Source organism: Corallococcus macrosporus (assembly GCF_017302985.1).
Lineage (GTDB): Bacteria > Myxococcota > Myxococcia > Myxococcales > Myxococcaceae > Corallococcus > Corallococcus macrosporus_A.
Genome location: NZ_JAFIMU010000017.1, coordinates 393,479 through 417,913 on the forward strand (window position 1 = coordinate 393,479; position 24,435 = coordinate 417,913).

General features: G+C 70.4%; 21 protein-coding genes and 1 riboswitch. Of the genes, 7 read left to right on the forward strand and 14 right to left on the reverse strand.

Annotated features, from left to right (window positions below; genetic code table 11):
• Positions 1–8: 8 nt before the first annotated feature.
• Positions 9–1,466 carry a glycosyltransferase gene (locus JYK02_RS40675; RefSeq protein WP_207057845.1) on the forward strand — a complete coding sequence of 486 codons (1,458 nt, stop codon included), beginning with the start codon at positions 9–11 and terminating at the stop codon, positions 1,464–1,466.
• Here JYK02_RS40675 and mgtA read toward each other — a convergent pair.
• From mgtA to JYK02_RS37965, 3 genes are all read right to left on the reverse strand, one after another.
• Complete coding sequence (gene mgtA / locus JYK02_RS37955; protein ID WP_207057846.1) at positions 1,445–3,988, reverse strand: magnesium-translocating P-type ATPase; 2,544 nt, start codon at positions 3,986–3,988, stop codon at positions 1,445–1,447. The genes JYK02_RS40675 and mgtA overlap by 22 nt on opposite strands.
• A 15-nt stretch (positions 3,989–4,003) precedes the next feature.
• Positions 4,004–6,766 carry a cation-translocating P-type ATPase gene (locus JYK02_RS37960; protein ID WP_207057847.1) on the reverse strand — a complete coding sequence of 921 codons (2,763 nt, stop codon included), beginning with the start codon at positions 6,764–6,766 and terminating at the stop codon, positions 4,004–4,006.
• An 87-nt stretch (positions 6,767–6,853) separates the two neighbouring features.
• A complete protein-coding gene (locus tag JYK02_RS37965) occupies positions 6,854–7,669 on the reverse strand; it encodes an SDR family NAD(P)-dependent oxidoreductase (protein ID WP_207057848.1) in 816 nt (271 codons plus the stop codon).
• Between the two features lie 143 nt (positions 7,670–7,812).
• Positions 7,813–7,885: riboswitch (S-adenosyl-L-homocysteine riboswitch) on the forward strand.
• A gap of 89 nt (positions 7,886–7,974) precedes the next feature.
• Between JYK02_RS37965 and ahcY the strand changes: the two genes are divergently transcribed.
• Positions 7,975–9,405, forward strand: a complete 1,431-nt coding sequence (ahcY, locus tag JYK02_RS37970; protein WP_207057849.1) for an adenosylhomocysteinase — start codon at positions 7,975–7,977, stop codon at positions 9,403–9,405.
• A 67-nt stretch (positions 9,406–9,472) separates the two neighbouring features.
• On the opposite strand, the gene sthA is transcribed toward ahcY, so the two are convergent.
• The 4 genes from sthA to JYK02_RS37990 all read right to left on the reverse strand — a co-directional run bounded on the left by sthA (position 9,473) and on the right by JYK02_RS37990 (position 13,761).
• Positions 9,473–10,870 carry a Si-specific NAD(P)(+) transhydrogenase gene (sthA, locus tag JYK02_RS37975; RefSeq protein ID WP_120549589.1) on the reverse strand — a complete coding sequence of 466 codons (1,398 nt, stop codon included), beginning with the start codon at positions 10,868–10,870 and terminating at the stop codon, positions 9,473–9,475.
• A gap of 72 nt (positions 10,871–10,942) precedes the next feature.
• Entirely contained in the window at positions 10,943–12,451 is a 1,509-nt protein-coding gene (locus tag JYK02_RS37980; RefSeq protein ID WP_207057850.1) for a PPC domain-containing protein, read from the reverse strand.
• Between the two features lie 82 nt (positions 12,452–12,533).
• Positions 12,534–13,226 carry a hypothetical protein gene (locus JYK02_RS37985; RefSeq protein WP_207057851.1) on the reverse strand — a complete coding sequence of 231 codons (693 nt, stop codon included), beginning with the start codon at positions 13,224–13,226 and terminating at the stop codon, positions 12,534–12,536.
• Positions 13,227–13,305: 79 nt separating this feature from the next.
• Positions 13,306–13,761: a cupin domain-containing protein gene (locus JYK02_RS37990; RefSeq protein WP_207057852.1), complete on the reverse strand. Its 456-nt coding sequence runs from the start codon at positions 13,759–13,761 to the stop codon at positions 13,306–13,308.
• A gap of 83 nt (positions 13,762–13,844) precedes the next feature.
• On the opposite strand from JYK02_RS37990, the gene JYK02_RS37995 reads away from it, so the two are divergent.
• Together JYK02_RS37995 and JYK02_RS38000 are read left to right on the forward strand one after the other, a co-directional pair.
• The gene (locus tag JYK02_RS37995) at positions 13,845–15,281 is read left to right on the forward strand and encodes a PLP-dependent aminotransferase family protein (protein ID WP_207057853.1); all 1,437 of its coding nucleotides are present in this window, start codon (positions 13,845–13,847) and stop codon (positions 15,279–15,281) included.
• A 21-nt stretch (positions 15,282–15,302) separates the two neighbouring features.
• On the forward strand, positions 15,303–16,094 hold the full coding sequence (locus tag JYK02_RS38000; protein ID WP_207057854.1) for a DUF4328 domain-containing protein: 792 nt from the start codon (positions 15,303–15,305) through the stop codon (positions 16,092–16,094).
• Positions 16,095–16,100: 6 nt separating this feature from the next.
• Here the strand turns inward: JYK02_RS38000 and JYK02_RS38005 are convergent, their stop codons facing one another.
• From JYK02_RS38005 to JYK02_RS38015, 3 genes are read right to left on the reverse strand one after another with little or no spacing between them, the layout of a single operon-like run.
• Entirely contained in the window at positions 16,101–16,541 is a 441-nt protein-coding gene (locus JYK02_RS38005) for a nuclear transport factor 2 family protein (protein WP_207057855.1), read from the reverse strand.
• A gap of 33 nt (positions 16,542–16,574) precedes the next feature.
• Positions 16,575–17,597: an NADP-dependent oxidoreductase gene (locus JYK02_RS38010; protein ID WP_207057856.1), complete on the reverse strand. Its 1,023-nt coding sequence runs from the start codon at positions 17,595–17,597 to the stop codon at positions 16,575–16,577.
• Positions 17,594–18,187 (reverse strand): DUF2239 family protein, encoded by a 594-nt coding sequence (locus JYK02_RS38015; protein ID WP_207057857.1) that lies wholly within the window; start codon positions 18,185–18,187, stop codon positions 17,594–17,596. The genes JYK02_RS38010 and JYK02_RS38015 overlap by 4 nt, the downstream gene beginning before the upstream one ends.
• 105 nt (positions 18,188–18,292) lie before the next feature.
• Between JYK02_RS38015 and JYK02_RS38020 the strand changes: the two genes are divergently transcribed.
• Together JYK02_RS38020 and JYK02_RS38025 are read left to right on the forward strand one after the other, a co-directional pair.
• Positions 18,293–19,828 carry an acetyl-CoA acetyltransferase gene (locus JYK02_RS38020; RefSeq protein WP_207057858.1) on the forward strand — a complete coding sequence of 512 codons (1,536 nt, stop codon included), beginning with the start codon at positions 18,293–18,295 and terminating at the stop codon, positions 19,826–19,828.
• A 200-nt stretch (positions 19,829–20,028) separates the two neighbouring features.
• Positions 20,029–20,751, forward strand: coding sequence for a polysaccharide lyase (locus JYK02_RS38025; RefSeq protein ID WP_207057859.1), 723 nt, complete (start codon positions 20,029–20,031; stop codon positions 20,749–20,751).
• 39 nt (positions 20,752–20,790) lie between these two features.
• On the opposite strand, the gene rnhA is transcribed toward JYK02_RS38025, so the two are convergent.
• A complete protein-coding gene (rnhA, locus tag JYK02_RS38030; RefSeq protein ID WP_207057860.1) occupies positions 20,791–21,258 on the reverse strand; it encodes a ribonuclease HI in 468 nt (155 codons plus the stop codon).
• Between the two features lie 108 nt (positions 21,259–21,366).
• Between rnhA and JYK02_RS38035 the strand changes: the two genes are divergently transcribed.
• On the forward strand, positions 21,367–22,302 hold the full coding sequence (locus JYK02_RS38035) for a LysR family transcriptional regulator (RefSeq protein WP_207057861.1): 936 nt from the start codon (positions 21,367–21,369) through the stop codon (positions 22,300–22,302).
• Between the two features lie 16 nt (positions 22,303–22,318).
• On the opposite strand, the gene JYK02_RS38040 is transcribed toward JYK02_RS38035, so the two are convergent.
• The 3 genes from JYK02_RS38040 to JYK02_RS38050 all read right to left on the reverse strand — a co-directional run bounded on the left by JYK02_RS38040 (position 22,319) and on the right by JYK02_RS38050 (position 24,389).
• A complete protein-coding gene (locus tag JYK02_RS38040; protein WP_207057862.1) occupies positions 22,319–22,555 on the reverse strand; it encodes a tautomerase family protein in 237 nt (78 codons plus the stop codon).
• An 11-nt stretch (positions 22,556–22,566) separates the two neighbouring features.
• A complete protein-coding gene (locus JYK02_RS38045) occupies positions 22,567–23,277 on the reverse strand; it encodes an SDR family NAD(P)-dependent oxidoreductase (RefSeq protein WP_207057863.1) in 711 nt (236 codons plus the stop codon).
• Between the two features lie 158 nt (positions 23,278–23,435).
• On the reverse strand, positions 23,436–24,389 hold the full coding sequence (locus JYK02_RS38050) for a hypothetical protein (protein WP_207057864.1): 954 nt from the start codon (positions 24,387–24,389) through the stop codon (positions 23,436–23,438).
• Between the last annotated feature and the right edge of the window lie 46 nt (positions 24,390–24,435).

Below are 24,435 nucleotides of genomic sequence, written 5' to 3' on the forward strand. Positions count from 1 at the left end.
GTGCCCCCATGCTCAAGCCCTTCGAGGTCCACGTGCAGGCCCGCTCGCTGGAGTGCTTCCGGCCGGCGCTCACGGGGGCGGAGTGGGAGGGGCTCCAGGCCAGCGCGGAGCGCTCCCGGGACCGCCTGGCGGGCCGCACCCTCTGGAACGTGAACTCCACGGCCCGGGGCGGCGGCGTGGCGGAGATGCTGCCCCGGATGCTCGCCTATGGGCGCGGCGCGGGCGTGGACACGCGCTGGATGGTGCTGGAGGGCACGCCCGCCTTCTTCCGCGTCACCAAGCGGCTGCACCACGCGCTGCATGGCTCGCGCGGGGACGGCTCACCGCTGGGGCCCGCCGAGCGGGCCTGCTACGACGAGGTGCTCCGCGACAACGCGGAGGAGTTGCTCGTGCTGGTGCGGCCGGGGGACGTGGTGCTGCTGCACGACCCGCAGACCGCGGGGCTCGCGCCCACGCTGGCGGCGGCGGGCGCGCGCGTGGTCTGGCGCTGCCACATCGGGTGTGACACCCCCGGCGAGGAGGTGGCGCGGGCGTGGGCGTTCCTCGCGCCGGGGCTCGCCGCCGCGAGGCTCGCGGTCTTCTCCCGGGCCGCCTACGTACCGCCGCTGCTCGCGGACCGCTCCGTCATCATCCCGCCCTCCATCGACATCTTCGCGGTGAAGAACCAGCCCATGTCGCCGCGGGCCGCGAGCGCCATCCTGGGCCACACCGGGCTCGTGGCCCTGGCGCCGCAAGCCGCCGAGCCCGTCTTCACCCGGACGGACGGGGTCCCGGCCCGCGTGTCGCGGGGCGCGGACATCGTGCGGCTGGGCTCGGCGCCCGACCCCACGGCGCCGCTGGTGGTGCAGGTCTCCCGCTGGGATCCGCTGAAGGACCCGGTGGGGGTGCTGCGGGGCTTCGCGTTGCTGCTGCGGGAGTCGCCCGGCCTGCGCGCGGAGCTGGTCCTGGCCGGGCCGTCGGTGACGTCCGTCGCGGATGATCCGGAGGCGGCGGCGACGCTCGAGAGCGTCATCTGCGTCTGGCGCGAGCAGCCCCGCTTCCTGCGCCAGCGCGTGCACCTGGCGAGCCTGCCCATGGTGGACCCGGAGGAGAACGCCGCCATCGTCAACGCGCTCCAGCGTCACGCGGCGGTGGTGGTGCAGAAGAGCCTGCGGGAGGGCTTCGGGCTCACCATCACGGAGGCCATGTGGAAGGCCCGCCCCGTGGTGGCCAGCGCGGTGGGCGGCCTCCAGGACCAGGTGCGCCACGAGGTGGACGGCCTGCTCGTGCGCGACCCCGGGGACCTGCCGGCGTTCGCCGCCTGCGTGCGCAGGCTCCTGGAGGACCCCGTCCTCGCGTCCCGCCTGGGGACCCAGGCCCACGAACACGTGCGCGTCCACTACACCGCCGTGCGCCACCTCTCGGAGCTGGTGGACCTGCTCGAACGCCTGGACGCGCCCGCGGGTCAGCCCGGGACGCGGCGGTAGAAGGCGTGCTTCGTCAGCTCCGTGGCGGCGACGTAGAGGCCGGTGATGGCGACGACGCCCCAGAGCAGTGCGCCCGGGGGCCGCACGAAGCCGAGCACCCCCGCGAACGGCAGGAAGGGAATCAGGAACGTCAGCGCGATGACGGCGCACGTGGAGGCGAAGAGCAGCGTGCCCGGCCGGCTGCGCCAGAAGGGCCGGCGCGTGCGCACCACCAGCGCGACCACCAGCTCCGTCAGCAGGGACTCGACGAACCAGCCGGTGCGGAACAGCGCCGGGCCCGCGTGGAACAGCCACCTCAGCGCGGCGAAGGTGAGGAAGTCGAAGACGGCGCTCACCAGTCCGAAGGTCACCATGAAGCGCGACAGGAAGCGCATGTTCCAGCGCCGGGGCCGCTCCACCAGCTCCGGATCCACGCTGTCCCCGGCCAGCCCCACCGCCGGGATGTCCGACAGGAAGTTGTTGAGGAGGATCTGCCCCGCCAGCATGGGGAGGAAGGGCAGCAGCAGGGTGGCCGCCGCCATGCTGAGCATGTTGCCCAGGTTCGCGCTCGTCGTCGTCAGGACGTACTTGAGGGTGTTGGCGAACGTCCTGCGCCCCTCCTGGATGCCGCGCCGCACGACGTCCAGGTGGCGCTCCAGGAGCACGAAGTCCGCGGCCTCCCGCGCCACGTCCGCGGCGTGCTCCACGGACAGGCTCGCGTCCGCCGCGTGCATTGCCGGCGCGTCGTTCACCCCGTCGCCCAGGAAGCCCACCACGTGGCCCAGCTTCTTCAACGCCAGCAGGATGCGCTCCTTCTGCGTGGGGTCCACCTCCACGAAGAGGTCCACCTTCTCCGCCTGGTGCCACAGCGCCTCGTCGCGCATCCGCTGCAGCTGCCGGCCCGTGAGCACCCGCTGCGTGCCAAGCCCCACCTGCCGGGCCACGTGCTCGGCGACGCGCTGGCTGTCGCCGGTGATGAGCTTGATGGCCACGCCCATCCGCGACAGCGCCTGGATGGCCTCGCGCGCCCCCTCCTTCGGCGGATCCACGAAGGCCAGGAACCCCTCGAACGTCAGCGCCTGCTCGTCCTCGCGCGTGTAGCGCTCGCGCGCCTCGATGGGGCGCGAGGCCACGGCGAGCACGCGCAGGCCCTGCTGTCCCCAGGCGTCGACGCGCGCCTGGAGCTCCGCCTGGAGCCGCGCGTCCAGCGGGCCCCTGCCCGCGACCTGGACGCAAGCCTCCACGACCTGCGTGAACGCCCCCTTCATGATGAGCCGGGGCTCCGCCTCCTGGCGCACGACGACGGACAGGCGCTTGCGCACGAAGTCGTAGGGAATCTCTCCCAGCTTCCGCGCGGGCGCGCCCGGGTGCGCCTGGAGGAGCGCCACGTCGAGCGGGTTGGAGAGGCCCGTCTGGTTCGCCGCGTTGAGGGCCGCCAGCCCGAGCACCGCCGTGGAGGGCGCCGCGTCCGGGGCGTAGGCCCCCGTCAGGCGGACCGCGCCTTCCGTCAGGGTCCCGGTCTTGTCCGTGCAGAGCACGTCCATGCTGCCCAGGTTCTCGATGGCGCTCAGCCTGCGCACCAGCACGCCCCGCTCCGCCATGACCCGGGCGCCCGCGGAGAGGTTCACGCTGAGGATGGCGGGCAGCAGCTCCGGGCTCAGCCCCACCGCGAGCGCCAGGGCGAAGAGCAGGGACTCCAGCGGAGGACGCGCCAGCAGCGAGTTCACCGCGAGGACTCCCAGCACCATCACCGCCATCGTCGTGAGCAGCACGTAGCCGAAGTGACGGATGCCCCGGTCGAACTCCGTCTCCGGCGCGCGCAGCGACAGGCGCCGGGCGATGTCGCCAAGGGCCGTGTCGCGGCCCGTCGCCACCACGACGCAGGTGCCGGTGCCGTTGCGCACGTGGGTGCCCTGGAAGACGCAGTTGTCGCGCGCGACGAGCGGAGCATCCGGCGCGGCCTGCCCGGGGCGCTTCTCCACGGGGAAGCTCTCCCCCGTCAGCACCGCCTGGCTGACGAACAGGTCGGTGGCCTCCAGCAGGCGCGCGTCCGCCGGCACGATGCTCCCCGCGGACAGGCGCACGACGTCCCCCGGAACCACCTGGGGAAGCAGCACGGTGACGGGGCGGCCCTCCCGCAGGGCCTTCACGTGCGGGGTGACGCGCTGGCGCAGCTGGGCAATCGTGACCTGCGCCTTGTACTCGCGCGAGTACCCCAGCAGCACGCTGCCCAGCACGATGGCCACGACGATGACCGCGTCCGTCCAGTCCCCGGTGAACGCGGAGATGGACGCCGCGATGAGGAGCAGGAACACCAGCGGGCTCTTGAGCTGCGACCCGAGCACGCGCAGCCGCGACGGCCTCCGGGCGGTCTCCAGCGCGTTGGGGCCGGCCGCCTCCAGCCTCCGTGCGGCCTCCGCCGCGGACAGCCCCTCCGCGGAGGTCTCCAGGCTGGAGAGCAACGCCGGCAGCGGCTGGTTCCAGTACCTCGCTGGGGGCGGGCCGTGGGGCGCGGGGCGGACGACGGATGTGAGGAGCGACACGCCAGGCTCCCTTCCTCAGGTGGCGCCCACGCTTCGCCCCTCTTGCTGACGCCGGGAGCGCAGCCACTTCTCCAGGCCCACCACGGGCAGCACGCACGCGCCCACCAGCACCGACCGCGCGATGTCCCCCAGCGACAGCGGCGCGGAGCCGAAGATGCGCTGGAAGAAGGGCACGTACATGAAGGCGGCCTGGAGCACCACCAGCGCCACGATGCCCACGAACACGGTGCGGTTGCTGGTGAAGCCCACCTCGCGCGTGGAGCCGGTCAGCGTGCGGCACAGCCACAGGTAGAAGATTTGGAAGCTGACCACGGTGTTGACGGCCATGGTGCGCGCCTCGGCCAGGGCCCACTCACCGGGGGCCGCGCGGGTGCCGCCCTGGCGCGCGAACTCCCAGAGGAACAGCCCGATGGCGCCCGCCGCCATCAGCAGCGCGACGAGCCCGGTGCGCATCACCACGAAGTGGCTCAGCACGGGCGCGTCCGGCGCGCGGGGCGGGCGGCGCATGACGTGGCGTTCCTTCGCCTCGAAGGCCAGGGGCAGCGCCAGCGTGACGGTGGCCACCAGGTTGATCCACAAGAGCTGCGTGGGGCGCATGGCCAGCAGCGGCTCGCGCACGCCGCCCGACTCCTGCAAGGGAAAGAACGTCACGCCCAGCATGAGGATGAGGGCCAGGCCCAGGTTGGTGGGCAGCACGAAGGCGAGCGACTTGACCAGGTTGTCGTAGACGCGGCGGCCCTCCTCCACGGCGGCGACGATGGTGGCGAAGTTGTCGTCCGTCAGCACCAGGTCCGCGGCCTCGCGGGACACCGCCGTGCCGGTGATGCCCATGGCCACGCCGATGTTCGCCTGCTTGAGCGAGGGCGCGTCGTTGACGCCGTCGCCCGTCATGGCCACCACGTGCCCCTCCGCCTGGAGCGCGCGCACCAGCCGCAGCTTGTGCTCGGGGGCCAGGCGCGCGAACACGTTCGTGTCCTTCACCGCCTGGGCCAGCTCCGCGTCGCTCATGGTGGCCAGGTGCGCGCCCGTGAGGCCGGGGTGGCCCGGGGAGTGGATGCCCAGCTGCAGGCCAATGGCCTCCGCCGTGCCCAGGTGGTCGCCGGTCATCATCTTCACGCGGATGCCGGCGGCGTGGCAGCCCTTCACGGAGGCCACGGCCTCCTCGCGGGGCGGGTCGATCATCCCCTGCAGGCCCAGCAGCGTGAAGCCGTCCTCCACGTCCTGGGGCCGCAGCGCGTCCGCGCGGGGCATGCCCTTGCGCGCGAACGCGAGCACGCGCAGCCCCTGCCGCGCCATGCGCTCCACCTCCATCAACACGGCGTCCCGGTCCGTCCCCGGCCCGCAGCGGCGCAGCACCACCTCCGGCGCGCCCTTCAGGAACAGCTCGCCGCGGTGCTCCGTGCCGTCCGCGTGGAGGGTGGCCATGAACTGGTGCTCGGACTCGAAGGGGATGGCGTCCAGGCGGGGATGGCGCTCGCGCGGCTCCGTCACGCCCAGGCCCACCTTCTCCGCGGCGAAGAGCAGCGCGCCCTCCGTGGGGTCGCCCGTCATGCCCCAGCGTCCCTCGCGCGGCTGGAGGTCGGCCTCGTTGCAGAGCACGCCCGCGAGCAGCAGCGCGTGCACGTCCCCGGGCAGCTCGCCCACGGGGTGCCCGTTGCGCAGGAGCTGTCCCGTGGGCGTGTGGCCCACGCCGGTGAGCGCGTAGTGCCCGCGCCAGGTCCACAGCGCCTGCACGGTCATCTCGTTGCGGGTGAGGGTGCCCGTCTTGTCGGTGCAGATGACGGTGGTGCTGCCCAGCGTCTCCACGGCGGGCAGCTTGCGGATGACGGCGCGGCGGGCCGCCATGCGCTGCACGCCGATGGCCAGCGCGATGGTGACGATGGCGGGCAGGCCCTCCGGGATGGCGGCCACCGCCAGGGTGATGGCCACCAGCACGGCATCGCTGAACGCATAGCCCCGGAACACCCCCACCCCCAGCAGCACGGCGGACAGCACGACGATGCCGGCGGAGATGATGCGGCCCAGCCGGGCCAGCTCGCGCGTGAGCGGCGTGCTCAGGTCCGCGGCCTGCTCCATGAGGTGGGAGATGCGGCCCAGCTCCGTGGCGCCGCCGGTGGCCACCACCACGGCGGTGGAGGTGCCGGACGTCACCAGCGTGCCGCCAAACGCAAGGCTCGCCCGGTCCCCCAATTCCGCGTCCCCGGCGACGGCCGCGACGTGCTTGCTGGCGGGAACGGACTCGCCGGTGAGCGCGGCCTCCTCCACCTGGAAGTTGCGCGAGCGCAAAAGGCGCAGGTCCGCGGGCACGCGGTCGCCGGACACGAGCTGCACGACGTCACCGGGGACCAGCTCCGCGGCGGGCCGCGCCACGGGGTGTCCGTCCCGCAGCACGTTCGCGGTCTCCGGCACCATGTGGTTCAGGGCCTCGATGGCCCGTCCCGCGCGGTACTCCTGCACGAAGCCGATGAACGTGTTGAGGACCACGACGGCGGCCACGACCAGTCCGTCGGTCACCTTGCCCAGCAGGATGGCCAGCCCCGCGGAAGCGATGAGGACCCAGATGAGCGGGCTGTCGATCTGCCGCCACAGCAGCTTCCACGCGCTGTCGGGCCGTGAGCGCTCCATCACGTTGGGTCCATGGCGCGCGAGCCGTTCCCGCGCCGCCGCCTCCGTCAGTCCCTGGGGCGTGCTGGAGACCCGCTCCAGCACGGCCTCCGGGGGCAGCGCATGCCACGGCACGGAGCCCGCCTGCTTCAGTGGATGTGACGGCTCCTGCATGGCGTGCCTCCCACGAAGGAAGCTGGCCACGCCCTCACGCGGAAGGGGCCCGAAGAGGTGACAGGCCTCCACGGGCAGGGCTGTCCGTCAGCGCGACGCGAGCAGCCGCGCGGTGGTGTCGCGCAGGGCCTGCCGCGTGGCCTCGTTCCGGGTGACGTCGGGCCACGGCTGCTCGGCTTCTTCCATCAGCCAGCGGGCATCCCCCGGAGGGGACCAGCGTTCCCGCTGGAGGATGCGCGCGAGCCTGGCGGCGCAGACCTCCGGGCGCTCCCACGCGCGCTTCACCTGGGACAGCAGCCAGCCCACGAGCCCTGGCCGCGCGGCCAGGTCCGTGCGCACCACGCCCGGGTGGAGCACCACCACGTCCACCTCCGGGTGCGCGGCGGCGACGTCGCGCATGGCCAGCGCGAAGCACAGCTTGGTGTTGCAGTAGGTGCGGAGGCTGGAGAAGTCCTCGCCCGTGGGCGTGCGCGCGGCATCGAAGCGGCCCATGACGAGGAGGCCTCCGCTCACCACCAGGATGCGCCGCAGCCGGCCGGCTTCCAGCAGCGAGCGCTGCATCACCAGCGGCCCCAGGTGGTTGGTGACGAACGACGTCTCCAACCCGTCCTCGTTGAGTACCCGCTCCGACGGCCACAGCCCCGCGTTGTGCACGAGCGTCGCCCCCGGCGTGACGAGCTCCGCCAGGCGCTCGCCCAGCTTCCGCGCCCCCTCCACCGTCCCCAGGTCGCCCGGCACCGCGAGCGCCTGTCCGCCACGGCGCTCCACGTCCGCCGCCAGCGCCTGGAGCCGGTCCGCGTCGCGGGCCACGAGCAGCAGCCGCTGCTCCCGGTTCGACGCCAGCGCCAGGGCCAGCGCATGCCCGATTCCACGTGAAGCACCCGTGAGGATGAGGTCCGTCATGGGGCCCCAGCCTGCCAGGATGGGCCTGGGGCGTGGGAGTGGGCGGGTGTCCTCCCGCCCACTCCTACATGCGACCTGGGGGCGGCCCGGCGAGCGCCAAATGACCTTTGAAATTCACGGCGCCTTCCCGTAGTTTCCCCCGCGACTTCGAGGAGCGTTGCGAGGCCTTCCCGGCCCCAGGCTCGAAGCCGAATGACCCAACGGCGCTCACCTGTACGCGTTTCTTGCGAGGGTGAGGCGGCCTTTCCAGGGCCAATGCCTCCCCCTTGCCAGCACGGCGCGCCACCTGGATCCGGAGCCACACCATGACCGCGGTTACCAAGCAGCAGAATCACGACTACGCCATCGCCGACCTCAAGCTCGCCAGCTGGGGCCGCAAGGAGATCCGCATCGCCGAGAGCGAGATGCCCGCGCTCATGGCGATCCGCGAGGAGTACGCGAAGCAGCAGCCGCTCAAGGGCGCGCGCGTCACCGGCTCCCTGCACATGACCATCCAGACGGCCGTGCTGGTGGAGACGCTCCAGGCGCTGGGCGCGCAGGTGCGCTGGGCCTCGTGCAACATCTTCTCCACCCAGGACCACGCCGCCGCCGCGCTGGTGGAGGCCGGCACCCCGGTGTTCGCCCACAAGGGCGAGTCCCTCAAGGAGTACTGGGACTTCACCCACCGCATCTTCGAGTTCGGCCCCGCCGGCAGCGACCACGAGGGTCCGAACATGATCCTCGACGACGGCGGTGACGCCACGCTGCTCATGCACCTGGGCAAGCGCGCGGAGAAGGACCTCTCCGTCATCGCCAACCCCCAGAGCGAGGAGGAGCGCGAGCTGTACGCCTCCATCAAGGCCAAGCTCGCCGAGGACGGCACCTGGTACTCGCGCAAGAGCGCGAAGATCATGGGCGTCACGGAAGAGACGACCACGGGCGTGCACCGCCTCCAGGAGATGTCCAACAAGGGCACGCTCCTGTTCCGCGCCATCAACGTCAACGACAGCGTGACGAAGAGCAAGTTCGACAACCTCTACGGCTGCCGTGAGTCCCTGGTGGACGGCATCAAGCGCGCCACGGACGTGATGGTGGCCGGGAAGATCGCCGTCGTCGCGGGCTACGGCGACGTGGGCAAGGGCTCCGCGCAGGCCCTGCGCGCGCTGTCCGCCCAGGTGTGGGTGACCGAAATCGACCCCATCTGCGCGCTCCAGGCCGCGATGGAGGGCTACCGCGTCGTGACCATGGACTACGCCGCGGACAAGGCGGACATCTTCGTCACCGCCACGGGCAACAAGTCCGTCATCACCCATGAGCACATGGCCAAGATGAAGGACCAGGCCATCGTCTGCAACATCGGCCACTTCGACAACGAGATCGAGGTCGCCTCCCTGGAGCAGTACAAGTGGGAGGAGATCAAGCCCCAGGTCGACCACGTCATCTTCCCGGACAACAAGCGCATCATCCTGCTGGCCAAGGGCCGTCTGGTGAACCTGGGCTGCGGCACGGGCCACCCCAGCTACGTGATGTCCAGCTCCTTCGCGAACCAGACCATCGCGCAGATCGAGCTGTACTCGCACAGCGACAAGTACCAGGTGGGCAAGGTGTACGTGCTGCCCAAGCACCTGGATGAGAAGGTCGCCCGCCTCCAGCTCAAGAAGCTCAACGCCCAGCTCACGGAGCTCACCCCGGAGCAGGCGCAGTACATCGGCGTGCAGAAGAGCGGCCCGTACAAGCAGGACACCTACCGCTACTAGTCACCGCCTGACGTGACACACCCGGGGCACCGTGGGCTTCCTCGCCCGCGGTGCCCTTCGTGTTTCATCAGAACAGCCGGTTGAGGCCGTTGAGCGCCGCCACGCGGTACGCCTCCGCCATGGTGGGGTAGTTGAAGGTCGTGTTGATGAAGTAGTCGATGCCGTTGCCCGGCCAGTCCTGCGCCATGATGGCCTGGCCGATGTGGATGATCTCCGACGCGTTGTCCCCGAAGCAGTGGATGCCGAGGATTTCGCGCGTCTCCCGGTGGAACAGCAGCTTCAGCATGCCCACGGTGCGTCCGGTGATTTGCGCGCGCGCCAGGCTCTTGAAGAACGCGTGGCCCACCTCGTAGGGGACGCCCGCCTGGGTGAGCTCGCGCTCGGTGCGGCCCAGGCTGCTGATTTCCGGGCTGGTGTAGATGCCGGTGGGAATGTCCTTCACCAGCTTGTGCTCCATCCGCCCCTCCACGATGTGCGTGGCGGCGAAGCGGCCCTGGTCATAGGAGGCGCTCGCCAGGGACGGTGCGCCCACCACGTCGCCCACCGCGTAGATGTGGGGCACGGACGTCTGGTAGCCGTCGTTGACCTGGATGCATCCGCGCGAGTCCACCGCGATGCCCAGCGCCTCCAGCCCCAGGTCCTGGCTGTTGCCGGAGCGGCCGTTGGCCCAGAGGAAGACGTCCGCCTTCAGCCGCTTGCCGCTCTTGAGGTGCAGCACCACGCTGTCGTCGTGCGGCTCCACCGACACCATCTCCTCCTGGTGGCGGATGAGCACGCCCTGCTCGCGCAGGTGGTAGGAGAGCGCGTCGGAGATTTCGTCGTCCAGGAAGGACAGGAGCCGGTCGCGCGTGTTCACCAGGTCCACCTTCACGCCGAGCATCCGGAACATGGAGGCGTACTCGCAGCCGATGACGCCCGCGCCGTAGATGATCATCGACAGCGGGGACTCGCTCAGCTTGAGGATGGTGTCCGAGTCGAAGATGCGCGGGTGGCGGAAGTCCACGCCCGCGGGCCGGTAGGGCCGGGAGCCCGTGGCGACGACGAAGGCGTCCGCGGTGAGCAGCTCCACGGAGCCGCGCGGCTCCGTCACCTCCACCGTGTGCGCGTCCCGGAACTTCGCGCGGCCCACCACCAGCTCCACCCGGTTGCGCTCGTAGAAGGTGGTGCGCAGCTGCACCTGCTTGGAGACGACGTTGGTCGCCTTGCGCATCATGTCCTTGAAGGTGGTGTGCCGGGCCAGCTCCGCCCGCAGCTCCGGGTGGTCCAGCTGCACGTCCAAGAGCCGCTGGATGGCGTGGCGCAGCGCCTTGGAGGGGATGGTGGCGGTGTGCGTGCAGGCCCCGCCCACCAGCGCACCCTGTTCCACGGTGCACACCTTGCGGCCGGACTTCACCGCCTTCATCGAGGCCCCTTCACCGCCGGGACCGGAGCCGAGGACCACCACGTCGAACCGCCGAGCGCTCATGGGGCCGGAGTGTTCCCCCAACCCCGGCCCCGAGGGAAGAAATCACCTGGGGGCCGGGCACTGCTTCACACTTCAGTTCTCGAGGGTGGCCGTGATGGACACGCCGCTGTAGGCCGCGTAGCCGTGCATCATCACGTAGTAGGTGCCCGTCCTGAGGACGTAGGTCTGGCACGTCTCCGTGGTGCCGCCATTGCCGGACTTGCAGTCATAGGACGTGGTGTCCGGCCGGATGGCCTCCTTGACGTACACGTCCGCATCCCCGGTCCCACCGCTGGTCCTCACGGTGAGGAACTTCGAGGTGTCCGTCACGTTGATGCTCCAGTAGCGCACGGAGCCCTGGGCCCCGGACAGGCCCGTCACCGTCTGCCCGAGCGTCAGCACGCCCGTGGGGGGATTGGGATTGGTCCCGCCGGTGACGTAGACGCCGCGCAGGGAGGCGTTGGCGAGCGTCCCGGACGAGGACGCGTTGTACACGCGCACGTGCCAGGTGCCCGCCGTGGGGTTGTCCACGTAGCACGTCTGGTTGTTGTTGACGGCGCCGCCCGAGGCGCCGACGCAGTCATACGAAGACAGGGTGGGCGCGCTGCCACGCTTCGCGTAGAGGTGCGCGGTGGCGCCAGAGCCGCCGGAGGTGCTGAAGGTGACCTTCGTGGCCCCCGTCGGGACCTCGAGCGTGTAGTCGCAGGAGAAGCCTCCCGGCGGCGCGCTCAGGCCGTACGTGGGGGTGTTGTTGCCGAGCGGGCTGGTGGTCGTGCACCCCGGCTGTCCCCCCGACAGGGTGTACGTCCCCGTGATGCTCGCGTTGGAGAACGACCCGGTGCCGTACAGGCGCGCCCAGTAGATGCCCGAGGACGACACGGGGAGGGAGCAGGTCTCTTGGTTGGTGCCGTAGTAGCTGGCCGACTTGCAGTCGTAGACCGTCTCGGTGGGAGAGCCCTCCCGGCGCACGAACAGGTCCGCGTTGCCGCTGCCCCCGGTGGTGTTGAACGTCACGGTGGTGGCGCCGGTGGGGACATAGAGCTTGTAGATGCAGGACCAGTTGCCCGCGTCCGCGCTGATGCCGCTCAGGGGCACGTCCTTGGTCAGGGTCGTGCTGCTGGTGCAGCCCGTCGGGCCGGACGGCGTGGACGTCGCCTTCAGGCTCAGGCCGCTGAACGCCGCGTAGCCGTAGACCTTCACGTAATACGTGCCCACCTGCGAGCCGGTGATGGAGCAGGACTCCGCGTTGCTGCCACCGTTGGAGACGCAGTCATTCACCCCGGACGTCGGCTCCGCGCCGTACTTCACGTACAGGTCCGCGTCGCCCGAGCCGCCGGTGGTGGTGAAGGTCAGGTTGCTGTTCGCGGACGCGACGTACAGCGTGTACGTGCAGGACCACTCGCCCGCGTTCGCGCTGATGCCGGTGACGGCCACGTTGGGGGTGAGGGCGATGTTGCCGGTGCAGCTGGCCAGGGCCTGCACCTGTTCTTCCGGCGGGGGGCCTTTCTCCGCTTCCGGGCCCTGCTCCATCTCCGCACCGCAGCCCGTCAGGGCACACGTCAGCCACGCCGCGGCGAAAGCCTTCCATGCAAGACGCTTCAAGGTCTGCTCCTCGGTTGTTGAGAAAGTGTTGCGTCCGGGGCGGCGAAAGTCTGTCGTTGCCGGCCGTCGGATGAGGAGAACACTAGCAAGCGTGTCTGACATTTTTAGGGGCGAGGAAGAGGCTCGCGCCGCTCGCCAGACGCTTCCAGACCGCGCGCGCGTCGAGCTTGATGAGGACCTCGGGCGCCTCGTCCGCCTGCTCCTCCGGAGAGAGCGAGTCCCATTCCTCCGTGTCGAGCACCTCCGGGACGACGAGCGTGCGCAGGTCCGGAGGTTTCTGCGACTTGATGACCGTGCGGCCGTTCATCACGTAGTGCGTGAGATGTTTTGCGTGCAGCTGGGACGCGTCGCCAAAGAGGGTGAGCCACGCGCCGGAGCCGGAGTCGACAAGCTCGGCCTCCACCACGCCGGCCGCGTACGTGACGCTGTCCGGGGAGCGCGCGACCAGGGCCTCGCGTACGCGCAGCGTCCCTGTGCACACGAAGGAGAAGCCGGCGCCCACGAAGAGGTTCTGGCACGTGACGTCGCCGAACACGACGAGGACGCCCTGGTCCTGCCCGGCGAACTCGACGAGCATGTTGCCGTCGAGCTCCAGGGGCCCCTTCACGAGGGTGTAGGAATTGGGCGGGCGCCACGGCGCGGGGCCGCCCTGCTTCACCCCGTCGAGCTCGGCCCAGGGCTCCTCCACGTCGAGCGTGAGCAGGGTGTCGACGAACTCGCGGAGCGGCGCGGGGGCCGTCTGGAGCTGGGGCGGTGCGGTGGGCCTGGGAGGCATGGACGGGCGCTTCCTTCGTGGGAGGGTGCCCGTTCCTCCTGCCCGACGTGCTCGGCGGGTGGCAATCCCTTTCTTCGGGTTACTCGCAGGTGGCAAGGAACTCCGCGCCGTGCTCCTGGCACCAGCGGCGGTACGTCTCCAGCCGGTCCGCGGGCGACACGCTCTTGAGCACCTGGCCGTCCTCGCCCAGGTATTCGATGGCGCCCTTCACGTTGATGAACAGGACCACGGGCTCGTCGCCCACGACCTTCCAGCTGTCGACGTTGCCGGGCGGCTCATAGACATACATTCCCGGGCCAATCACTTCTCCGGTGTCGAGCAGCTGGCGGCGCCCGGAGAGGTTGAAGGCGTGCGACTCGCCGACGTGGCGGTGCTGGGGGATGACGGTGCCGGGCTCCAGGCGGAAGAGGTACATCCAGCCGCTGCCGTCGCGGAAGAAGCGCAGCGGCTTGAACGCAAGCCCGGGCCGGCCCATGGGGATCCACGGCATGCGTTCAGGGTCGATGGGATGGGAGGCGTAGTTCGGTGAAGTCATGGGAGGAGTGTGTCCCCGCGATGGACCGGTGATGGGGCCAGGATTGACGAATTCCATTGGGCCAATCCGTGGGAGGATGGGGCATGGATTTCCACGTGGAGCTCCAGGGCCGCCGGGACCTGGCGGGGCAGATCTACCGGGGACTGCGGGCCGCCATCCTCGACGGACGCCTGCGGCGCGGCGAGCGGCTGCCGCCCACCCGCGAGCTGGCCCTGCGCCTGGACGTGGCGCGCAACACCGTGAGCGTCGCGTATGAATGGCTCACCGCCGAGGGCCTCATCGCGGGGCGCACGCGGGCGGGCAGCTTCGTCCAGGGAGCCGCCTCCAGGCCGCGAGGCCGCAGGGAGGCGCTGGTGCCGCTGCGAGCCCGGGCCTTCTGGCGCGCGCTGCCGGACCTGCCCGTGCCGCTGGCGCCCACCGCGTATGACTTTGGCGTGGGCAGCCCGGACGTCTCGGGCTTCCCCTTCGAGTCCTGGCGCCGGCTGGTGGCGCGCCAGCTGCGGCCCGCCGCGCTGCCCCGGGGCTACGTGGACGCGGCGGGACACCGGGGGCTGCGGGAGGCGGTCGCGAGGCACGTGGGCATCGCGCGTGGCGTGCGCGCGGAGCCGGAGGACGTGCTCGTCACCAACGGCGCGCAGCAGGCGTTGGACCTGGTGGGCCGGGTGCTCATCGAGCCGGGAGACTGCGTCGCCGTGGAGGAGCCGGGCTATCCGCCCGCGCGGCAGGTGTTCCAGTCGCTGGGTGCGCGTGTCGTGCCCGTCCCGGTGGACGCGGAAGGGCTGGACGTGTCGGCGCTGCCGGACGCCGCGCGGCTCGTCTACGTCACGCCCTCGCACCAGTTTCCACTGGGCATGCCCATGTCCCCCGCGCGCCGGGCCGCGCTGCTGGAGTGGGCGAAGCGGCGGGACGCGGTGGTGATTGAGGACGACTACGACAGCGAGTTCCGCTTCGGCGGGCGGCCCCTGGAGACGTTGCACGGGATGGACCGCTCCGGGCGGGTGCTCTACGTGGGGTCGTTCTCGAAGGTGATGGTCCCCATGCTGCGGCTGGGGTTCCTCGTCGCGCCGCCGTCGCTCCAGCGGGAGCTGCGGTGGGCCCGGCGCGTGATGGACTGGCACAGCCCGGTGGCGGAGCAGGCCGCGCTCGCGCGCTTCATCGACAGCGGGCTGCTGGCGCGGCACATCCGCAAGATGCGGCGGGAGTACGAGGCGCGGCACGAGCGCGTTGCGGAGGGGCTGGCGCGCCACTGCGGTGATTGGCTCGAGGTGGTGCCCTCCGTGGCGGGCCTGCACCTGAGCGCGACGTTCCGCAAAGGGGGGATGGCGCTGGAGCGGGAGACGGTGGCGAGGGCTCGGGCGGCGGGGGTCGGGCTCGTCACCCTCTCGCGGTACTTCGCGGGGCCGCGCGCCCGGCCGGGGCTGGTGCTGGGCTATGGCGGAATTCCCGCCGCGCGCGTCCCGGAAGGACTCCGGAGGCTGGGGGCCAGTCTCCTCCCGGTGGTGGGATTGACGAAGGATTGAAGGCGGGCCCTAATCCCTCTCATGCTCAACGCCGCCGAGGGGGACGTCGCATCGCAGCCCATGTGTCCGCAGCATCCCGAACGGGAGGCGGTGCGCACCTGTGCGCGGTGTGGGAGGTACGCGTGCGCGTCGTGCGAGGGCGGCGACGGCCGATGCCGTGAGTGCACGCGGCTCTCGGCGCTGGAGGTGCCGGACTCTCGGGCGCGGGCGCGCCGGGCCACGGTGACACAGTACGTCTCCGGCGGCGCGTCGCTGCTGGGCCTGCTCTTCAACCTCCTGCTGCTTCCCGAGCTCAAGGGGGAGCGGCTGTCTCTTGCCGCGAATGGCATGTTGATCCTGGGTGGCAGCGTCACCATCGCCGCGCTGGTGTGTTTCCTGATGTGGGTCCACCGCGTGGTCCGGCAGCTCAAGGCCCTGGGAGAGGACATCGGGATGAGTCCTGCCCGAGCGGTCTGGATGTGGCTGATCCCGCTCGTCAACTGGGTGAAGCCGTATCACGTGATGCGGGACATCGCGGAGCGGCTGGGGGGAATGTCGTTCGTCGCGGTGCTCCCACTGCAACTGTGGTGGGGTGTGAACGTCGCGGCGCGCATCCTGGAGCGGGTGGAGAGCAGGATGCTGGCCGGCAAGCCTGGCGAGGTCGACCCCACGACCGCCGAGATGGTGGGGCTGGTGTCCTCGGTCTGCGCCGTGGCCGTGGCCTACCTCAGCGTGCAGCTCATCAAGGAGGTCCAGGTCCGGCTCGACCAGCGCCGCCAGGGCCTGTACGAGCAGGAGGCCCCGGTCTCCGAGGACGTGGCCACGGCGGCGTGAATCCCGCTATTTGGACAGGCGCGTCGCGTGACTCGCGGCGAGCTTCCACTGGCCGTCGCGGTACACCCACGTGTCGGTGAACTGGTAGTCGCCCTCGAACTGCGTCTTGCCGGAGTGGCCCTTGAGGGTGGTGATGCCGGTGACGACGGCGGCGTCGCCGTAGAGGCGGACCTTCTGGTGGTGGTTGCGGAAGACCTCATAGACGGGGTCCTTCTTCGCGACCTCCGCGAGGTTCTGCTCCAGGTCCGTCACGGTGCCCTTGGAGTCGGTGAGCGTGAAGCGCGCGTCCAGGCTCTTGCGAAGGGTGGCGACGTCAGCGGTCTCGAAGGCGCGGCAGAGCGCGGCCTCGACCTTGAGCAGCTCGCGCTCGTCTTGCGCGGGGTCCCGCGCTTCCGCGACGCCCGTGGCGAGGGCGAGGACGGTGGTCAGCGTGGTCTGGAGTTTCATCCGAGGCTCCGGGCGTGAGGTGGAGACCGCACGCTAGCGCGGCGAAGGAAGCGCGGCGACGCGGACCAGTTGCTTGCCCAGGTTGCGGCCCTCGAAGAGGCCGCGCAGGGCGGAAGGGGCCTGCTCCAGTCCCTCCGCGACGGTCTCCGCCAGGACGAGCTCACCGCGCGCGGCCCAGGTGGACAGCTCGCGAAAGGCGTCGGGGAAGCGAGCGACGTGGTCCAGGAAGATGAAGCCCTCCATGCGGGCCCGCTTGAAGGCCAGCTGCATGTAATTGCGCGGCGTGGCGCCGTAGTCGTGGTCCTTGTAGCCGGAGGAGACGGCGCCACAGAGCACCACGCGGGCGCGCACGGCGAGCTGGTCCAGCGCCGCCTCCAGCACGGGCCCGCCCACGTTGTCGAAGAAGACATCCACGCCCCTGGGCGTCAGGGCCTGGAGTCGCGTCCGGACGTCCTCGGACTTGTAGTCGATGCACGCGTCGAACCGGGCAACGCGGGTCACCCAGTCGGCCTTCTGGGGCCCGCCCGCGATGCCGATGACCCGGCAGCCCCGGAGCCGAGCCACCTGACCTGCGATGGAGCCCACGCTGCCCGCGGCACCGGAGACGAGGACGGTCTCGCCGGGGGCCGCGCGGGCCACGTCGGTCATGCCAATCCAGGCGGTCAGCCCGCTGGCGCCGTAGAGGTACAGCATGGCCTTGGGGTCGATGCCGTCCGGCACCTTGTTGAAGCCGAAGAGGCCCGCGTCACCGGCCAGCGCGTACTCCTGCCAGCCCGTCATGCCCGCCACCCAGTCGCCGACGGCCAGCCGCTCCGAGCGGGACGCGATGACCTGCCCGACGCCCACGCCGCGCATGACTTCGCCGAGCTCGACGGGCGGGATGTAGGTCGCGTGGGGATTGAGCCAGGTGCGTTGGGTGGGTTCGATGGAAAGCCAGACGACGCGCACCAGCGCTTCGCCGGGGCCCGGGGTGGGCACCGGCGTTTGACGCCATTCGAAGCAGGCGTCGGAGACTTCATCGTGGGGACGCGACTTCAGCACCCACTGGTGGTTCAAGGCGCCTCCTTGGAGAAGGCAGGGGCGGCGAGCCTGCGGGCGCAGTCGCGGATGTCGCCCGGCCAGCCCCGGGTCCACTTGTTGAAGCGGGTGCGGTCGCCCGAGTAGAGCGCGCGAGCGGCCTCCTCGTAACCCGGGGCATTGCCGGCCATCGTGGTCATGAAGCGGTCCGTGGCGGCCTGGGCACGGCGGACACGGTCAGCATCCCCGCTGCTCGCGCGAGCGGCCTCCACGAGCTTGCGCAAGGCCACGGACGCGCCGCCGGGTTGCTCGGACAGCCACTCCCAGTGGCGAGGCAGCAGTGTCACCTCCCGGGCCACCACGCCCAGCTTGGGGCGGCCGGGGCCTCGGGGCTCGGAGGACTCAGCGGCGGGATCCGGCGAGGGCTGGAGGCGGGCGAGCACCTGCTCCAGCGTGCCGCGCAGGTGGAAGTCCACGGTCCGCCCCGTGGCGTCATCGAAGAGGAGCAGCGATTCGGACTCGCCCGCGTCGAGCGCGCCCTTGGCGGCGGTGACGACCTCGGCGGGAGACCCGGAGGCAAGCAGGCGCTGGCCCGCGAAGGCGGTCCAGGTGACGGAAGGGGAGGGCATGGCGGGATATTATCCGGGTAGAAGTTGGCGTCAATTTTATCCGGGTAATAACCGCTGCCGCTGGCGCATTGACCGCGGAGGCTGCCGTGTGGGAGGAGCCAGGGCATGAAGGACGCGAACCGGATTCCCGTCGTCGTGGGCGTGGGGCAGATCAACGACCGGCCCGAGGATCCGCTGACGGGCCTGGATTCGCTGGGCTTGATGGAGGCCGCGCTGCGAGCGGCGGACGCGGACGCGGGCGGCGGCTGGCTCTCCCGGTTGGATTCGCTGGCGGTGGTGGATCAGCTCTCGTTCCGCCAGATGGGCCCATTGCCACTCGCACTGGCGCAGCGCCTGGGCGCTCGGCCGCGCTTCCACGAACAGACAGCGGAAGCCAATGGCGACAGCCCGGTGCGGCTGCTCCACGAAGCCGCCAACCGGATTGCCTCTGGAGCGGCGGAGGTCGCGGCGGTCGTGGGCGGCGAGGCGCTGCGCACCGCATCCCGGCGAGCGGCCCTGGCTGCTGGAGATGCCCCGTCCGCGCACAACGCCGCGACCCGCATTGGAGTCAAGGCGCACGCGGCCTACCGGAAGCGCTACGGCCTCAACTCGCCGGTCGACGTCTATCCTCTGTATGAGAACGCGGGCCGCGCGGCGTATGGCCAGACGTTGGCGGAGGCGCAGCGGGAGAGCGGGGAGATCTGGTCGCGGTTCTCCCAGGTCGCCGCGGGCAATGCTGGCGCGTGGATCCGCGAGCCCTTGTCCGTGGAAGAGATTGTGACGCCCTCGCCGTCCAACCGGCCCATCGCGTTTCCGTACTGCAAGCGGATGGTGGCGAACAGCGCCGTCAACCAAGGCGCGGGGTTTCTCGTCACCAGCCAGGCGAAGGCCCTGGCGCACGGCGTGCCCGAGGACCGCCTCGTGTACGTGGGGCGAGGCGTGGCGGCGCATGAACCGGAGGACTTCCTCGCGCGGGATGGCTACGCACGCTCACCGAGCATGTCCGTCTCCCTACGCCGCACGCTGGAGCTGAACGGGCTGACCGTCGACGCGCTGGACTTCGTGGAGCTCTACAGTTGCTTCCCATGCGTGCCGAAGATGGCGCGCAGGGTGCTGGGCTGGCCGCTGGAGAAGCCCGCCACTGTGTTCGGCGGCCTCACGTTCGGTGGTGGCCCCATCGCCAACTACATGAGCCACGCGGTGGTCAGCATGGTGCAGCGGCTGCGCGAGCAGGGCCGTCACGGCCTGCTCTTCGGCAACGGCGGCTTCGCGACGCACAATCACAGCCTTGTGCTCACGCGCGAGCCGCAGCCCGCCGGAACGCTCCCGCAGTCCTTCGAGCACCAGGCGGAAGCAGACGCCGCGCGTGGCCCCGTCCCTCCATTCGTGGAGGACTTCACCGGCCCCGGCCGCATCGAGACGTACACGGTGCTGTACGAACGGGACGGCAGCCCGAGGTTCGGCGTCATCGTCGGGCGCGGCGCGTCCGGTGAGCGCTTCCTCGCGAAGGTCCCGGCGCGGGACACCGCGGGCATCGACTTCCTGTGCGACGGGAAGGAGGAGCCTGTCGGCAGTGAAGGGCACGCCGTCGTAGGACCGGGTGGGGACATCCTCTGGCACCGGGCTCAGGCCCATGACCGGGCGAAGTCCGTGGATGGGTAGCGAATCCGGATTCGCTGGCGGTTGGCCCACTTCCTCCTGGGGCTACCGCTGTGCGGGCGGACGCGCGGACGGCTGGCCCTGCTGCGCACCCAGGAGAGGCGACTGCTGGGGCGGTCCGCTGACCGCGCGCGCGAGCCAGCGGGAAGCACGGGCGGGTTTCCTTTGTCTGTCCTCTTCAACCCCCGGACAAAAGGACCAAGATGCTTCGACTCCTGAAACTCGCACCCCTGGCGCTCCTGGTACCCTTCGTTGCCCAGGCCTCCGTTGTCTGGAAGGGAGACTTCGAGACTGGCGACCTGTCTCAGTACAGCGAGGCCTGGGCTGTCGCCCCGGACCGCATGCAGGTGGAGGGCGACCTTGTCCGGGATGGCAACAAGGCGCTGAAGGTGACCGTCCAGCAGGGAGACAAACCCATCAACGCCAGCGGCAATCGCAACGAGCTGGTCCAAGGCACCTATGAGCCGGACGGCTCCGAGTTCTACTACAAGTGGAGCACCCTGTTCCCCCAGGACTTCCCCAGCTCACCGCGGTGGCAGGTGTTCACGCAATGGCACCATGACGGCTGCTGTGGCTCCCCGCCGCTCGAGTTCTTCGTCACCAACGACACGATGAACATGCGCGTCGGAGGAAGCTCGGGCGAGGTGCTGTGGCAGGAGCCGGTGCACCGGGATCAGTGGAACGACTTCGTGATGCACGTGAAGTGGTCGTCCGACCCGAATGTCGGCTTCATCGAGCTGTACTACAACGGCCAGCTGGTGGTGCCCATGCGCAACATCGCCACGCGCTTCCCAGACACGGGGGGCTACCTCCAGCTCGGCTACTACCGGGATGCGACCATCCCGCAGACGGCCTCGATCTACCATGATGGCTTCACCATGGCGACGACGCCGGAAGAGGTGATGCCCGCGCCCGCGGCTCCCTAGTCCGCCGTGTCCGCTGCCCCTGGGGCTCGAACCCGGTCCCTACCGTCCGCGCCGGGCCGCCAGCTCGAGCCGGGCCGCCACGGCCAGCGCATCCGCGCGGTTGTTCTCCACGTCATCCGAGTGGCCTCGCACCCAGTGCCAGGTCACCTGATGGGCGCGGACGGCTTCCAGCAGCTCGCGCCACAGGTCCGCGTTGGACACGGGCTTCTTGCCCGACGTGCGCCAGCCATTGCCCTGCCATGTGTCCAGCCACTTCGCCTCGAAGGCGTTGCACACGTACTTCGAGTCGGTGAAGACCTGGACGCGGCACGGCATCTTCAGGGCCTTCAGCGCGAGGAGCGCCGCGGTCAACTCCATCCGGTTGTTGGTGGAGTCCGCCTCCGAGCCCTGGAGCTCCTTGCGGTAGTCCTTGCGCTCGGGAGCGATGAGGATGGCCCCCCAGCCTCCCAGGCCCGGGTTCGGCGAACAGGCGCCGTCGCAGTAGATGTGGACGAGAGGGAGCGACATGGAGCGCACCCTACTCCAGAGCATGGCGAAGCTGGCGTGGAGGGCCCGGGGTGACCTGCGGTACACCGTCACCCGGCTCGCCGCAGGGGCCCTCATGGAAGAGGGGACATGGATCGCATCGAGGCGATGAAGGTGTTTGTCGCGGCGCTCGACGAGGGCAGCCTGGCGGGCGCCGGACGCCGGCTCTCGCGCTCGCCGGCTGCCGTGAGCCGTGCCATCGCGTTGCTGGAGCGACACATTGGCGCCGAGCTGCTGCACCGCACCACCCGCACGCTCAAGCTCAGCGAGGCAGGTGAGCGCTATGCTTCCGCGTGCCGCCGCATCCTGGCGGATCTCGAGGAGGCCGAGCTGAGCGCCGCGGGCGAGCGCGTCGCTCCGCGAGGGACGCTCACCCTCAGCGCGCCACCCATCAGCGGCGAGGAGCTCCTTCGGCCCATCCTCGACGCCTACCTGGAGGCCTACCCCGAGGTCTCGGTGAACCTCGTCCTGCTCGACCGGTACGCCAGCCTCGTCGAGGAAGGCATCGATGTCGCGCTGCGCGTCGCCGAGCTGCCCGACTCCTCCCTCGTCGCCGTCCGTGTCGGGGGCGACGTGAAGCGGGTCGTCGTGGCCTCGCCGCGCTACCTCGCGGGGCGTCCGCCCATCCTCGAGCCGGCGGACCTGGGCGAGCACCGGATCATCACCACGACGCACTTCGGGCACGATGCGTGGGTGTTTCCGCCAGCCGCCGGGAGTGCCGTCTCCCGCTCCGTGCACTTCAAGCCGCGGCTCGTGGTCAACAGCGTGCGGGCCGCGCTCGCGTCCGCGGTGGCCGGCCACGGCGTGACCCGGCTCTACACGTACCATGTGGCGGAGCGCGTCCAGGATGGCTCGCTGAAGGTCCTCCTGCGCAACGCCGAGCCGTCCGCGCTCCCGGTGCACCTCCTCACTCCGCAGGGGCGCAGCTCGGTGCCCAAGGTCCGCGCCTTCATGGACTTCGCGGTGCCACGCCTGCGCGCCGAGTTCTCGAGGCTGTCCGTGCAGGCCCAGTCCTTCCCGGGCTGACGGGAACCGTGCGGATTCACGGCTTGCCCGCGGCGCGCCGCTTGCGGAACTCCCGCGTCGGCAAGCCGCCCCAGCCCCAGTCCTCCAGCTCGACCTCCTGGATGATGACGTAGGTCGCGTCGAGGGGCTTGTTCAGCACGTCGAGCAGGAGCTGGCTGGTGCCTGCAATCAGGCGGGCCTTCTCCTCGGGAGTGACGGAGTTCCGGCCGGGGCCGGAGCCCTCACGGGTAACCTGGATGGTGACGATGGGCATGGCAGGCTCCCTTAGCGCCCGGCGTTCTGGCCGCCGTCGACGTAGAGGATCTCTCCCGTCGCGTAGCTGGCACCCTCGAGGTAGAGCACCGCATCCGTGACGTCGCTGACCTCGCCCATGCGCTTCGCGGGGTTCAAGGTGGCGAAGAACGCGTGGGACTCCGGCGCGTGCATGGGGGTCTTGATGAAGCCCGGGGCGACGGCGTTGACGCGGATACCCCTCCCGGCGAACTCGACCGCGAGCTCGCGGGTCACGGAGCTGATGCCGCCCTTGGTGAGGTTCGCGAGCCCCGTCGGAACGCCCGTGATGGCCTGGTTCACGAAGGGTGTGGTGATGCTGACGATGTGGCCGGAGCCCTGCTTCACCATCTGCACGAGGGCGCGCTGCGTGAGGTGGAAGAAGCCACCGAGGTTGGTCTTGAGCATCGCGGTGAAGTCGTCGGCCGTGTAGTCCGTGAACGGCTTGGCGATGAAGATGCCGGCGTTGTTGACCAGCGTGTCGATGCGCCCGAAGCGCGCAAGGGCCTCCTGGACCACGCGCTCGGAGGTAGAGGCATCGCCGATGTCGCCCGCGACGGTGAGCACTTCCGGGTCGCTGCCCTGCTTGATGGCGCGGGAGGTCGCGACGACGCGGTAGCCGCGGCCCCGGTAACCCTCGACGAGCCCGGCCCCGATGCCCTGCGACGCGCCCGTGATGATGGCGACCTTCTGGTGGGAGTTCATGAGCTTTCCTCGCTGCTACGGCGAGCCGAAGTGCCGCCGTCCGCCCTGGAATGGGCGACGAGGAGAGATGTATGAGGTGGCGTCCGCTGACTGAATACCCACCGCCCGGCAGGGACTCTTCCGCGGCGTGGAAGAATCCCGATGCCCGGAGCCGATGGCTAGAGCCAGTGGTCCTGCCAGAGCGTCACGACCTTGTGGGACTGGGGGAAGAGGATGACGAAGAGGCGGAAGATGCCGCCGCCGTAGCCGCTCTCGTACGTGGCGACCTGCACGTCCTCCGTTCCGTTCCCGTAGGTGGAGAGCAGCGCCGGGTGCAGCCGCTGGTAGGCGATCTCCATGCGCGGCTCCAGGTCCGCGTACGGAATGACGCCAGTGGGGGAGAGCCAGGAGTCCGCGATGATCTGCTGGACCTGGGCGGTGCGTGTGGCCATGGCGAGCGTGGGCTCGCCCGCGTAGCTCCACGGGAAGGCGTAGACGTGCAGCTCGCCGTCACAGCCGCCATCACAGCCCCAGTAGGCCTCGCGCTCCAGCGCGTAGATGTCAGGCGGAAGTGCTTCCTCGCCCAGGCGGAGCGTGTAGCTGGCTGGCGCCGACGCGGGATCGCCCAGCTCCAAACGGAACCGCTTGCCCGCGCCAGTGCCCGTGCTCACCACCGCGAGGTACTCGCCGCCCTGGGCGAGCGTGAGCGTGGCGATCTTGCTGAGCTGCCCATAACCGGAGTCATCGTCCTGGGCGACAGGGGTGGTGCCGTAGCTGCCGGCCGCGTCCCTGGGGCCGTACACGAAGAGGCCCGTGTCCAGGTACATGGAGCTGCCCAGGTGCGTGACCTCCAGCCGCAGCGTCTTGCCGGCGGGGGCCTGGAAGCTGAAGGAGAACGCCTGGGGACCGGTGGTGAACTGGGCTTGCACCGAACCGGGCAGGGACACCGGGCCCAGGTACGCGGTGCTGTCCACGATGTTTCCGCTGGTGGGTGGTGCCGGCGGAGACAGCACGGACTGGACGTGCTCGCCCACGTCCACGGCGGCAGGCGTCTGGGGTCCTGGGCTTCCACCGCAGGCGGTGACGCAGAAGAACAACACCGTGAGACAGGACTTCAGCAAGGTCGAACGCATCAAGGCTCCTTCGTGGGGCCGCCAGGATGAAGCCTGAGACGTTGCC